At 44.6% G+C, this 11914-nt stretch carries 14 protein-coding genes and 1 tRNA gene; 8 read left to right on the top strand and 7 right to left on the bottom strand.

Features of this window, described 5'->3' with window-relative positions; genetic code table 11:
• The first annotated feature begins 62 nt into the window (after positions 1 to 62).
• From QUE66_RS07995 to QUE66_RS08015, 5 genes are read left to right on the top strand one after another with little or no spacing between them, the layout of a single operon-like run.
• On the top strand, positions 63 to 263 hold the full coding sequence (locus QUE66_RS07995) for a hypothetical protein (protein WP_286223512.1): 201 nt from the start codon (positions 63 to 65) through the stop codon (positions 261 to 263).
• Positions 235 to 711 carry a hypothetical protein gene (locus tag QUE66_RS08000; protein ID WP_286223513.1) on the top strand — a complete coding sequence of 159 codons (477 nt, stop codon included), beginning with the start codon at positions 235 to 237 and terminating at the stop codon, positions 709 to 711. The genes QUE66_RS07995 and QUE66_RS08000 overlap by 29 nt, the downstream gene beginning before the upstream one ends.
• A complete protein-coding gene (gene modA, locus QUE66_RS08005) occupies positions 708 to 1457 on the top strand; it encodes a molybdate ABC transporter substrate-binding protein (protein ID WP_286223514.1) in 750 nt (249 codons plus the stop codon). The genes QUE66_RS08000 and modA overlap by 4 nt, the downstream gene beginning before the upstream one ends.
• Before the next feature lie 34 nt (positions 1458 to 1491).
• Positions 1492 to 2088 (top strand): lipid IV(A) palmitoyltransferase PagP, encoded by a 597-nt coding sequence (pagP, locus tag QUE66_RS08010; protein WP_286223515.1) that lies wholly within the window; start codon positions 1492 to 1494, stop codon positions 2086 to 2088.
• A gap of 11 nt (positions 2089 to 2099) precedes the next feature.
• Positions 2100 to 3023, top strand: coding sequence for a DUF6268 family outer membrane beta-barrel protein (locus tag QUE66_RS08015; RefSeq protein ID WP_286223516.1), 924 nt, complete (start codon positions 2100 to 2102; stop codon positions 3021 to 3023).
• Positions 3024 to 3249: 226 nt separating this feature from the next.
• Here QUE66_RS08015 and QUE66_RS08020 read toward each other — a convergent pair whose 3' ends face one another.
• Positions 3250 to 4410: an MFS transporter gene (locus tag QUE66_RS08020; RefSeq protein ID WP_286223517.1), complete on the bottom strand. Its 1161-nt coding sequence runs from the start codon at positions 4408 to 4410 to the stop codon at positions 3250 to 3252.
• 48 nt (positions 4411 to 4458) lie between these two features.
• On the opposite strand from QUE66_RS08020, the gene QUE66_RS08025 reads away from it, so the two are divergent.
• Complete coding sequence (locus QUE66_RS08025; protein ID WP_286223518.1) at positions 4459 to 5235, top strand: AraC family transcriptional regulator; 777 nt, start codon at positions 4459 to 4461, stop codon at positions 5233 to 5235.
• Positions 5236 to 5498: 263 nt separating this feature from the next.
• Here QUE66_RS08025 and QUE66_RS08030 read toward each other — a convergent pair whose 3' ends face one another.
• The gene (locus tag QUE66_RS08030; protein WP_286223519.1) at positions 5499 to 6344 is read right to left on the bottom strand and encodes a class I SAM-dependent methyltransferase; all 846 of its coding nucleotides are present in this window, start codon (positions 6342 to 6344) and stop codon (positions 5499 to 5501) included.
• 148 nt (positions 6345 to 6492) lie between these two features.
• Positions 6493 to 6825, bottom strand: a complete 333-nt coding sequence (locus tag QUE66_RS08035; RefSeq protein ID WP_286223520.1) for a hypothetical protein — start codon at positions 6823 to 6825, stop codon at positions 6493 to 6495.
• Positions 6826 to 7119: 294 nt separating this feature from the next.
• Here QUE66_RS08035 and QUE66_RS08040 point away from each other — a divergent pair.
• Both QUE66_RS08040 and QUE66_RS08045 read left to right on the top strand, forming a co-directional pair.
• Positions 7120 to 7196, top strand: a tRNA-Met gene (locus QUE66_RS08040).
• Between the two features lie 62 nt (positions 7197 to 7258).
• On the top strand, positions 7259 to 7405 hold the full coding sequence (locus QUE66_RS08045; RefSeq protein ID WP_286223521.1) for a hypothetical protein: 147 nt from the start codon (positions 7259 to 7261) through the stop codon (positions 7403 to 7405).
• A 117-nt stretch (positions 7406 to 7522) separates the two neighbouring features.
• On the opposite strand, the gene QUE66_RS08050 is transcribed toward QUE66_RS08045, so the two are convergent.
• The 4 genes from QUE66_RS08050 to QUE66_RS08065 are packed head-to-tail and all read right to left on the bottom strand — an operon-like array spanning position 7523 to position 11729.
• Positions 7523 to 8776: a Coenzyme F420 hydrogenase/dehydrogenase, beta subunit C-terminal domain gene (locus QUE66_RS08050; RefSeq protein ID WP_286223522.1), complete on the bottom strand. Its 1254-nt coding sequence runs from the start codon at positions 8774 to 8776 to the stop codon at positions 7523 to 7525.
• Entirely contained in the window at positions 8766 to 10091 is a 1326-nt protein-coding gene (locus QUE66_RS08055; protein ID WP_286223523.1) for a TRAP transporter large permease, read from the bottom strand. The genes QUE66_RS08050 and QUE66_RS08055 overlap by 11 nt, the downstream gene beginning before the upstream one ends.
• Positions 10084 to 10608, bottom strand: coding sequence for a TRAP transporter small permease subunit (locus QUE66_RS08060; RefSeq protein WP_286223524.1), 525 nt, complete (start codon positions 10606 to 10608; stop codon positions 10084 to 10086). The genes QUE66_RS08055 and QUE66_RS08060 overlap by 8 nt, the downstream gene beginning before the upstream one ends.
• Before the next feature lie 20 nt (positions 10609 to 10628).
• Positions 10629 to 11729 (bottom strand): TRAP transporter substrate-binding protein, encoded by a 1101-nt coding sequence (locus tag QUE66_RS08065; protein WP_286223525.1) that lies wholly within the window; start codon positions 11727 to 11729, stop codon positions 10629 to 10631.
• Between the last annotated feature and the right edge of the window lie 185 nt (positions 11730 to 11914).

The following is an 11914-nucleotide window of genomic DNA, read 5'->3' on the forward strand; positions in this document are numbered from 1 at the left end:
ACCAACCTTTGTTAAGTTCCATGTAAAGTTTGGATTTTATAGGCTATCCATATAAATTTCTGATGACATCAACAGCAAAATTTCAGGCAGGCGACCAATTAATTCATCTCAAGTCAGGTGGACACTATCGCATAATTGGCTTAGGGAAGATAGAGGCTAACTTAGAAGATGTATACATCTATGAAGCGCTTCGCAACCAGACCCTATGGGTTCGGCCTAAAGCTGAAATGGAAGATGGCCGCTTTGTTAAGCAACTTGGATAACGATTCGATGTTTTTAGAAGAGCATGATTTACAAACGTCTACCGAGATTGATGCCTTAGAAGCAAAGTATCAAGAGATTGAAGCATTTACGCGTCTACTATTTGCTGATATGAATGAGGTTGAGCGAACTCGTCATGAAACCATCAAGCGCCGCTTTGAAGAACTCAAGGTGACTCTTTTTAAAAACTCAGACCACCTCTTGAGTCAAGCCAAACATCCCGATTCTGGGTCTGCCCAAAAGGCATTACGCGAGGCACAACTCAATATGATGTTCGATTGGGAACAATTTGGGCTTACAGAGGATATGTTTTTCAAGTTGTATCAATGCCACCGTAATCAATTGATTGGCGATGCTGATCTGAAAATGCGAGCTGCTTTAATCGAACAAATCTTAGCGATTGAGACTAATCTCACGCTGCTCTTCAAAATACGGCAACTGACTTCATGATTCCAAAATTCCTACTAGTTCTTTTTTGTTCATTCTTTGCAGGACTTGTACACGCTCAAGCAAGCTTTGTCGTCGTGGCAGCCAATATGAAAGACGCATTTATTGAGATCCAGAATCAGTTCCAGAAGGAAAATAAGGGGGAATTAAAGGTCATCTATGGCTCATCCGGAAACTTTGCCTCACAAATCATGAACGGCGCCCCGTTTCACTTATTTATTTCTGCTGACGAGCAATATCCTCTCGAGCTTTTTAAAAAGGGGAAAACGGTCAATGAGGGCACTGTTTATGCGATTGGAAAATTAGCGCTGGTTGCTAATAAAGGCAAGGGAATTACTCTGGATGACTCTAAAGACAAAATTGCAGATGCCATTAGAAAAGCCAACAAGATTGCTCTAGCAAAGCCTGAACTTGCCCCTTATGGTCGCGCTAGTGTTGAGTATTTAAAAGCTAGTAATTTATGGGAGTTGGCAAACTCGAAGATTGTGTATGCCGACAATATTGCGATGGCAGCGATGTTTGTAACGACTGGCTCTGCTGATATTGGCTTTACCGCCCTCTCCATTGCGAAATCTCCCTCAGTTGCTAAACAGATCTCCTCTACTGAACTAACCGAAGGCTATCAGTCCATTAAACAACGGATGGTGCTCATTAAAAATCCCACCCCTGATGCAATACGGCTCTATGATTTTATGCAATCCCCTAAAGCCAAAGAGATACTGCGCTCCTTTGGCTATCAAACCCCATAACTAAAGCCCCTACATCATTAGGGCTACCCTAACTATGAATTCATGCTTAACTAGCGTGGTGAGCGTTGGCGATAAAGGCAAATTCCGAATGCGATTTCTTTTGTTCTTATTTCTTCAGTTTGGCATGATCACTTTGGTGCATGCGAACACATCTTTCAAAGATTCGGTCAAATCCAAGGTTGAAACCATTTGGACTCAAGGTGATGTGGTCGGGTATTTGCCTTTGTATACCTACCATATGCCCTACGCTTATCCTCCAGAAAAGCTAGATCAATACACCGATATTCCGCTGGGGCTTGGAATTGGTAAAGGTTTATATAACAATCGCGGCAATTGGGAGGGGCTCTATGCCATGACCTTCAGAGACTCTCATGGCGTTTATCAATACATGGCTGGTTATGGTTGGATCCCAACCTGGAACTTATCTACCAATGGAAATTGGAGAGTGGGCGCAGGAGCAACGGTATTTATGATGTCGCGGCAAGATATTTTTAATTACATCCCTTTCCCTGGCTTGCTCCCCGTTGGTTCATTGGGCTATAAAAATCTCAGCCTTCAAACCTCATTTGTACCCGGTGGTGATGGTTTTGGGAATGTTCTTTTTACATGGGCCAAATGGACATTTAAATAAGATAGCTATAAATGCTCAGATACCTAGCCCTCTTTGCTAGCTTTGCCCTCTTTGGTGGATATGCCCCTCTCTCCTTAGCCCAGCCTGTTGGGATTGCTCAAAGTCCTGGACTCAAAGCATCTGTCAGTGTGGTTGGCATTAATCAATTTAATACCAATCTAAATTCTGGGGGTAGCTTTGGCTGGTCTTATGCCAGTGCATCACTTGGACTTCTAAATAATGTTTCTCCAGTCACTACGGTTGGCATGTCATTGCGCTATGAAACCGAGTTTTGGAACTGGAGCAATATGCAAGCCTATAACTTAGGCGGCAAGAATCCTTGGGGGACTATCCAAAGCCCTGGGGTCAGTTTTATTTACTCCCATAAATTTGACTCGGACTGGAAACTTAATTTAATTCCTACTATTGAGTCGAATGCCGAACAAGGTGCTGAGCTCGGTAACTCTTTAACCTATGGCACGATTGTGAATGCCTCCAAGCAACTATCGCCCACTCTCAATCTTGGTTTGGGTACTGGAGTCTTTCGGCAAATTGATACCAATCGTATTTTTCCTTTCGTTGTGATTGATTGGAAAATTACCGACCGCTGGAATCTTAATAATCCTTTTCCTGGCGGCCCTGCTGGTGGTGCAGGTCTAGAATTGAGTTATGCGGTCACGCCACAATTTAAGATATCAGGCGGTGCAGCTTATCGCAGTTATCGCTTTCGTCTGAGTAACTCAAGCGCCTATGCTGGCGGCGTCGGACAAAATAAATTTGTTCCCATCTTTGCGCGATTCTCGTACGCATTTGATCGAACCACTTTGCTGGATCTTTATACAATTGCGAACGTTGGGGGCAGCGTTTCAGCGATTGATCAAAGTGGTAATACCGTTCTAACAACTAATTACAAAACAGCTCCTGCGATTGCCTTGAGTCTAGTAAAACGCTTCTAATCCCGGGAATGGCCACCAGTTAATGTCGTACTTATATTATGTTGTAGGGTTCACAATTCTGGGAATTAGCTCAGCTATTTAGAGCGACGGAATCATCAGCTCGAAGTTTCGGGAAAATTCTCAGTCGTTTTAAACGACATATCCCAAACCTCACGGATGGGATATTCCCCAGTTTGAGCTTGGCTGGGGCGGAATCGAACCAGGGCCAAGGATGCCTAAGCCTGCCTTATGCCCGCTTTTCTTGAGGAAAAATCACCGCACCAAGAATGGTAAACAAACTTAATGCCGCAATTGATTTGAGCATTAAATCAAATCCACCCTGGTTGTACAAAATGGATACCAAACCAACAGATAATCCTGCCGCAGTAAAGCCCAAGAAGTATCTCGCGGAGTACGCTCTACCTCGCCACTCATCCACAGTGTACTTTCCAAGCATCGTGTCATTGACTGTGACCTGACCAAAGACTGCGGCAATAATCACAATCGCCAAAAGTATTAGTCCATAGTCGGTCATTGTAGAAGCTAGGAATAATGCGGGAACAATCATCAAGGCTAGTGGCAAGAACACATTCTTTAATGAATGTCTATCAAGTAGATGGCCAATGATGTATTGCGATAAAGCGCCAAACAAGTAGACCAAGAATGTAATGGTTCCCAGTGCGGCAGTGTTACTAGTAAGGTTCGACAGTCTTTCTTGAAATATTTTAGGTAAAGCAACGGTGACGGAATTAAAGGTAATTGAGCTGGCAATAATCGTAATGATTAAAGAGGCTACCACCCAGATCATGACTGATTTAGGTACGCGGGCTGTACCTGCCGCTGACTTCTTGGAGATACCATCAGCCGACCTTGGAACATCGCGCATAAACAAAAATCCAATAATTAAACAAACAATTCCAGGAACCCAAAAGGCGGCACGCCATCCAAAGTATTCGTTGATAACTCCCGTCACCAATGCTGATGAGGCAACACCGAAATTCCCCCACATTCCATTGATGCCCATTTCTTTACCGAGCTTATCAACATTCGATATCAGCATCGCAGTTCCAACAGGGTGATAAATCGAAGCAACAACGCCAACAGCCAATAACAACGCACCTAATTGGATGGGTGTTTGAACGAGTGAAATGCCAGCCAATGCCAAACCCATACCCACAAAGAAGATGGCCATCATATTGCGACGACTCCACTTATCGCCAAGCCATCCTGAAAATAATGAGCCTGCGCCAAAAGCAATAAAGCCAGGAGTTGCGTAAGGGAGCAACTCTCCATAAGTCATTCCAAAAGTCGGCGCAATCACAATCACAGCGGCGGCAAAGATCAACATCGCATAGTGATCTATGAAATGGGCGATGTTCATATACAAAATGATTTTGGAATGGCTCATGAGTAGCTCCTTGTTTTGCTCATCATAATGTGGCAACATATCGATAAAATGCCAAAAGACATCGCCAAACCGCCAAAATTGGGTAATGACATCATTACCCACCCGCGCTCATATAAGCGCGGGCATCAACTTGGCCTTCATGCTCACGCACAAGCTCAGCTTTTGTATGTAGCTACTGGACTAGTCAATGTCACCACACCCATTGGCAGATTCTTAGTGCCACCCCAAAGAGCAGTTTGGATTCCGCCCATGATTGAACATAGCGTGGATGCTTTAACTGATATTGAGATGCGAAGCATTTATATAGAGCCATCTTGGCTGAAGCAACACTCAAACTACTCACGGCTAAAGGATGTGTATGTAATCGAAGTAAACAGCTTACTTAGAGAGCTGATACTGGCAACTTATAACGAGAGGGCTAGTCAAGAAAGAATCCACCTTACTGTCAATCTCGCATTAAATGAGTTATCCCAAGCAAAAGATGCCACCACATTTTTGCCGATGCCAATAGATGCTCGAGCAAAGAAAGTTGCGCAGTTGGCGCTTGATGACATTCAATCATCCAGGGACTTTGAACAGATTTGCTATGAAGCCAATGCGTCTTCCAGAACCATCACCAGGCTCTTTAATAAAGAAGTGAAGCTTAGCTTTAGAGAGTGGCGACAAAGAGCAAGAATCATGAATGCGTTGGAGCTTCTGGAAGATCGCAATAAATCCATAAAGCAAATAGCAAGTAAGCTAGGCTTTTCAAGCACGGCCTCTTTTACTCATGCGTTTAAGGAGGTTATTGGCGTTACTCCAACCGAGTTTTCCAGCCCAACGTAATTTGTCGTTTTAAACGACATTAAAAATAGCCACCCTAGATGATTGGCATTACCGAACAAAAACAACTAGCGATATATAAAGTCCAATAGCGTCGAATACTGTGACTTGCTAAAGCAGAAATGAAAAAAGCACCCGAAGGTGGTTTTAGAACTTCTTGGTGGCACAGGATGGAAGCGACCATGGCAGAGGATGCCTGACTCCAACTCTAGACTGTCTTTTTAAACGACTCTTCAGGCATGCTCATTGGGTTTTATGGGTAAATATTAGTTTTTTGGCTTTTCAAACACTCCCAATATCGATGTCCCCCACGGAAACGATAAGTGATGACCCAATGGAGTTTCTGCATAAAACACAGCTTTGAGGGCATTGTTGATGATTGGATGGGGTGTTTTGTATTCTTCTTTATAGAGTTTTGCCATTTGCTCCTCATTAAGCTCTTTGGGGCGGGTTTTACGTGATAGCCAGTACAGCGGACTGAGGAAGAACATAAAGTAGCGGGTATCTTTGAGGATTAACCCACTATTCTTTGCGAGTTCCTGATACTTTCGTTTGTCATAGCGACGCACGTGCTTTACAAACTCATCGTTGTACGACCAAAAGAAGTCAAGCGCTGGGGTCGCCACAAATAGCTTGCCACCAGGCTTTAGTGCTTTAGCCGCTTCCCGCATCACAGTGACATCATCTGGGCAATGCTCAATTACATCCAATAAGTAAGCCGTATTCCACTGCTCCTGCATTTGTAAATCCATCAGGTCAACGTGATACAGGTCCACATCCTCATCTAATACCCCTTTGGCATTGAGGAGCGCTACCCGGGAAGAATCCGCCAGCGCCAAATCGGTTAATCGATTAGGGATTGTTTGAGTAAGGTATTGCACCCAGCCGCCACATCCCCCACCCAAATCAATGGCTGAGAAGTTTTCTGATGCTTGATGACGCTTTAATGACTCTAATAAAAAACGATGGCGCCCTAGATACCAAAAATGCTTGGATTGCATTTCAAATAAATGAGCAAACTGATCTTCAACAAATTCATCATTGCGGTGCGTTACTGGTTTTTGTGGCACATAAATGCCATCGCTATCTTGGTAATACATAAACATCCCCATACCGATTTCGTAGCCGATCGGCTACAGCACTTGGTTTCGTGAGAAACCGCCCAGAATGGAGGCGAACAACCCGCTAAGGGTTTAAAGCAATGAAATGTATTTTTTAGAGGTTGCCACCAACCATTGGCTTACCTGATGTGATAAGCGCTTAGATGAAGTGGCGATGGGGTGGCGCTAAGGCCGGGGGTGGGAACTTGGGGTTAAGAAATGAAAACGGGACCAATAAGGTCTTGGCAAACGAAACACGCCGAATAAAGGGTCGATCTTTTAAGACTAAAAGGACAACTGCAACAAAGGCAACAACAAAAGTAGTGTCGAGAAAATGCTTACGAGCATCGGGAACGGTCACTGCATACGAATCCGGGATTGGCTCAGGACTGCCATCATCTAAGAGTCGCGCACTATCAAATGCGCTCAAACCCGATACATGAAATCCATAATCGTTATCTCCAGCGATATGCGCATGTAAGAACGGAGACATGCACTTGAGAAAAATTCCCAAGAACAAGAAAGCTATCAAAAAAGATCGATTGAATTTAAAGCGCATGCTTACATTCTAAGTGGATCTGAAAATTTTCAATAACCACTGTAAATAATGGGTTTTGATTTGATCAATTAATTTATGGCTTTAGAGATACCGAGGCATTGTCTTTTTAAACGACAATATTTTAGTTAGGGCATCCCGTAGTCACAACGGTTTAAGCCGTCAGGCAGAGTCAGCCACAGCGAGCACATTCACACAGCACCACAGTCAATTTGCTACAATTCACAGTTCGGCGAATTAGCTCAGCTGGTTAGAGCGACGGAATCATAATCCGCAGGTCCGGGGTTCAAATCCCTGATTCGCCACCAAATTCTGCCCTCAGCCTGTCTGGGGGCTTTGTTTTTGGATCGTTTATTGGTAAGGTATATCGATGATTTCTAGAACGTGGTGGATGATCTTTGGGTTTATTGCCCTTGGTTTAGGGTTTTACATGTACATACGGGATAAAGACCTCATTGGCATTGTGATTGCCGTCTTAATTTTGTTTGGCGCCTTCTCAGCAAAACCAAGAAAATAGTTTTTATGGATCCAAAAACGCAACGAGAGCGGGATGAAGCGGTTAAGCGTAAATATATTTATAAACCCGTCTTCATTATTTTCGGCATCCTGAATCTCTTAATCATTGCCCTGTTTGTTATTTCTCTTTAGCTGTACTCTTCACTTCATCTTTGATTTCACTGGTATTTGCAACTAGCCCGTAAGGTTTGACTAGTTGCCAAACATGATTGGGCACCATGTTTTTCATCTTCTTTGGTAGCTCTCTACGAAGATGCAATATCGTTTCGATGGCTTTCATCTCCACTCGTGCTCTTGCAAACTCTAATCCCCTGGGTCCAATCTTTGGCATGAGCCACCCGACGATCGGTCGTAACCAATTGGGCATCTGACGCAGTGGTAAACCACCAGCAGCTAACTCCACGTTTTTCATGAATCCCTTGACCGGACCCACACGATTACCAGCGCTCTCTGGTTCGCTTAGTTTGATTTGATTACCTAATAGATTCAGTAGTTCCTCTCCCTGTTGATTGCGCACAATTAACCATTGCTCGCCAGAGCCACCCATATAGCCAACCGTGATATCGGAGAGAGCATTGGTGTAATCCACGCAAGTTCTGCACGTCAATGGGAAAAAATCGGGTCTAAGTTTTGATAATGGCAGCATCAAAAATGGGATTGTTCGTTGTTTTCCGTCTTGATAACGAACTTCCACATGGTAGTCGGCCCTAAACTCTAAATAGGTAATCTCTTCTGGACTCTCATCAATCAGTTGCAAAAACTCATGAAAGTTCTCGGTACTAGTGTTATCCGAGCAAGGCGTACCAATCACATAGAGTTTTTTTAGATCCAACTCTTTTTCTAAAGCTCGTAATGCATAAACCTGGCAAGGAATGCCAATCACTCCAAGCCGTTGGTAATTTCTCTCTTTTGCAACATCTAGAAGAGCCAGGAGCGGAGCGTAGCCCATCCGCATACCGCGTGCCCGATGAAGCTCTTGAGGATCGGTGATCAAGACAGGCATGGGTCGCCAACGATCATCTGGATCTGGCGCCATCGTTAATACGGCATCTACTAAATTGTTATTGAGAAGTTGGCTAGCAATCGAGGTGGTAATTCCGGTCCACTGGGCACCCACGATCGGCTCACGCATACTGGCTCGATACATCTTGCGATAAACCCCAAAGAAGAGTTGATCGCCACTCAGTGCTCGGGCTTTTCCGTGGATTGATTGCTCAAGAGACTCGTATTGGGGGTCAATAAACTGGCAAGCTCGACCACAGCGTTTGGGATCTGAAGATCTAGAAATCCCGCAGTCAGTACAAAGCCCTCGCTCGGGCACAGGGCCCGAGTACGAGAGTGATTCAATACTAATTACTTTTTTACCATCCAATTAACTTAGGCAACCATAGCGAGATTTGAGGGAACTGGAACACTAAGTATAGTGTCACGCCCTGCATAACGATGAATGGTACAACGCCCTTGTAAAGATGCTTAATTAATACTTCTGGCGGAGCAACTCCTTTGAGATAAAAGAGAGCCCAACCAAATGGTGGAGTCAAGAATGAGGATTGCAAGCAAACCGTGACCATCATGGCAACCCAAACTGGATCTGCACCTTGGGATAACAAAATAGGCATAAAGAGTGGAACGGCAATATAGCTAATCTCAATCCATTCCAAGAAAAATCCCAGCACGAAAATAAGAAGCAACATAAGCCAAATATCACTATTAAGTCCACCGGGCACTGCATTAAATAGCTTGGCAATCAGCTCCTCACCATTGAGCCCTCTAAAGGCCAATGAAAATACCTGGGCACAAATCAAGATGAACATCATCAGAGCGCTGATTTTGGTGGTATCAATCATCGTAGCCTTTAAACGCTCCCAGGTCAGACGACCCGAAAACGCGGTCACCAAAATAGCGCCAAATGAACCCATTGCAGCGGCTTCCGTAGGTGCGGCAACACCGCCCACAATCGATCCCAAGACGGCGACCACCAACATAATGGGTGGTACAACCACTTTCCAGAATCGAACCCACAACTCTTTGCCGGATACCTTACTACGCTCCTCAATTGGGATGGGCGGCATGAGTTCGGGTTGCAGCCAACCCCGAATTAAAAGGTAAACCACATACACGGCTGTAAGTAATAGACCTGGCATCACTGCTGCGGCAAATAAGGTGCCGACCGAAAGTTGCAAAATATCCGATAGCAGAATGAGGATCAAACTTGGGGGAATAATTTGACCCAAGGTTCCAGATGCGCAAATTGTGCCGCACGCAATCCCTTTGTCATAACCTCGTTTGAGTAAGGTTGGCAGTGTTAAGAGTCCCAAGGTAATAATGGTTGCACCCACAATTCCGGTGGTCGCACCCATTAAGGCGCCAAAGAGAACGATGCCAACGGCCATACCTCCTTTCACACCCCCTGCTAAATGACCAATCACATCGAGCAAATCATCGGCAAGCCTTGATTTCTCTAACATGATGCCCATAAAGATAAAGAGCGGAATCGCTAGCCATTGATAGCCACCAACCACCCCAAAGACGCGAGCTGGCAACAAATTAAAGAGCGTGTCACCAAAGCCAATAAAGCCAAATACGAATCCAACAGTTGCCAGTGAGATCGCAACGGGTATGCCAATCATGAGCATGACAAAAAACCCGCCCAACATCAAAAATGCAATGATCTCGGGGTTAAACATGATCCGCCCCCTTATTTCCAGGACGGTTGAGATAAACCCGTATTGCTTCTGCTGCTCCCTGAAGTGCAAGTAAGGCAAAGCCGACTGGTATCAGGCCTTTAACTACCCAACGCGCCGGTATACCGCCAGGGTCGGGCGACTTCTCGCCAATTGAGAACGATTGTCCGACGTAATTAAATGATACTTTAATAAAAATCAAAGCGATCAGTACTGTCAGTATTGCTGAAACCAGGTCGATAATGTATTTCTTTTGGGGAGAATAATTTGCATAGAACAAATCAACCCGTACATTCTCACCACGTAATAGGGCAAAACTCATACCAAACAAAATCATAGCCGCTAATAGATGCCACTCCAATTCCTGAGCCCAAACACTTCCAAGACTCATTGAATAACGTAAGACCACATTGATAACGATCAATAGAACAATTGACAAGGTGAGCCAGGAGGCCACCTTGCCAAATAGATCAATCAAGGCCTCAATGCGCGACGCAATTACTGCCGATGCTTTTTGCACTGAATCTCCCGATTTGTTAATTAACCACGAACCTTGCTGTGATAGGCTGCTTCACTATAGACTGCCCAGGCATCATATTTTTTCTTGTAGGCAAAATAGGAGTCATGAACCTTCTTGGTCATCGGATCCTTTGCAGCTTCCTCGTTCAGAATCTTCATGGTTTCATCACGCATCGCTTTGATGACAGAGTCTGGTAATTGCAAGGCTTGAACACCTTGCTTCTTAACCAAATCCTCCATAGCGTCTGCGTTATTTTTCTGACACCATGCTTCACCAATCACATTACAGGCCGCTGCAGCATTGGTAACAACTTCCTGCAGATCTTTTGGTAGCTTCATCCAAGCTGCTTTATTGATGAGTAGCTCAGACGTAGTTGCGGGCTCATGCCAGCCAGTGGTGTAGTAAAACTTGGCGGCTTTTTGCAAACCTAAGCGACGATCTTGGAATGGTCCTACAAATTCAGCAGCATCAATTACGCCGCGCTCAAGTGCGGGGAAGATTTCACCGGCGGGTAGCACCTTCACATCAACACCTAATTTGGCATAGACTTTGCCAGCTAATCCAGGAATACGCATCTTCAAACCTTTGAGATCGGCTACAGAATTAATTTTTTTCTTAAACCAACCCGTCATTTGAACACCAGTATTACCACAAGCCATGGCCACCATTCCAAACGGTGCGTAGACTTCGTTCCACAGGTCATTGCCACCGCCGTCATAGAGCCAGCCATTCATACCCTGAAAGTTAAGACCAAATGGCACTGCCGTGAAATATTGCGCAGCTGCTGTTTTACCAGTCCAAAAATATGCATTTGCGTGATTCATCTCAACTGTACCCGCACGCACTGCATCAAAACCCTCAAACGCTGGGATCAGCTCGCCTGCACCGAATACCTGAATACGTAAACGACCACCAGACATTTCCAGAATGCGCTTCGCTAAATCAGTAGCGCTACCTGGACCATCCATATAAAAGGGTGCGCCTTTTGGATAGGCGCTGGTCATCTTCCAATTAAAGGTTTGTGCAGACTGAGCCTTTACAATGGCAGGCGCAGCAAGTGCGGCGCCAGCAACACCGGCACCTAAACTTTTGGTTAAAAACTTACGACGGCTTGAACTCATTTATTTTCTCCTTAGTTATAAAATTCCAAATAATGTGTTGCGATGACATGAAGTACTTAATTCAAGCAAGACACCAGAATTTAGTAATCCCTTGCAAAGTAAAATGTATCGAGAAAAATTAGGTGTGCACTAGACCTATTCCCTAAAGTAGTGCGTTAATTCTTTAATTTGGGGAATCTATTCCT

This window comes from Polynucleobacter sp. HIN6, assembly GCF_030297575.1.
Taxonomy (GTDB): Bacteria; Pseudomonadota; Gammaproteobacteria; order Burkholderiales; family Burkholderiaceae; genus Polynucleobacter.

Excerpts from the sequence above, each read along its gene's own strand:
- modA (WP_286223514.1), top strand. The coding sequence starts at position 708 with ATGATTCCAAAATTCCTACTAGTTCTTTTTTGTTCATTCTTTGCAGGA.
- QUE66_RS08035 (WP_286223520.1), bottom strand. The coding sequence starts at position 6,825 with ATGTCTCCGTTCTTACATGCGCATATCGCTGGAGATAACGATTATGGA.
- QUE66_RS08020 (WP_286223517.1), bottom strand. The coding sequence starts at position 4,410 with ATGAGCCATTCCAAAATCATTTTGTATATGAACATCGCCCATTTCATA.
- pagP (WP_286223515.1), top strand. The coding sequence starts at position 1,492 with ATGAATTCATGCTTAACTAGCGTGGTGAGCGTTGGCGATAAAGGCAAA.
- QUE66_RS08000 (WP_286223513.1), top strand. The coding sequence starts at position 235 with ATGGCCGCTTTGTTAAGCAACTTGGATAACGATTCGATGTTTTTAGAA.
- QUE66_RS08025 (WP_286223518.1), top strand. The coding sequence starts at position 4,459 with ATGCCAAAAGACATCGCCAAACCGCCAAAATTGGGTAATGACATCATT.
- QUE66_RS08015 (WP_286223516.1), top strand. The coding sequence starts at position 2,100 with ATGCTCAGATACCTAGCCCTCTTTGCTAGCTTTGCCCTCTTTGGTGGA.
- QUE66_RS08045 (WP_286223521.1), top strand. The coding sequence starts at position 7,259 with ATGATTTCTAGAACGTGGTGGATGATCTTTGGGTTTATTGCCCTTGGT.
- QUE66_RS07995 (WP_286223512.1), top strand. The coding sequence starts at position 63 with ATGACATCAACAGCAAAATTTCAGGCAGGCGACCAATTAATTCATCTC.
- QUE66_RS08030 (WP_286223519.1), bottom strand. The coding sequence starts at position 6,344 with ATGGGGATGTTTATGTATTACCAAGATAGCGATGGCATTTATGTGCCA.
- QUE66_RS08055 (WP_286223523.1), bottom strand. The coding sequence starts at position 10,091 with ATGTTTAACCCCGAGATCATTGCATTTTTGATGTTGGGCGGGTTTTTT.
- QUE66_RS08065 (WP_286223525.1), bottom strand. The coding sequence starts at position 11,729 with ATGAGTTCAAGCCGTCGTAAGTTTTTAACCAAAAGTTTAGGTGCCGGT.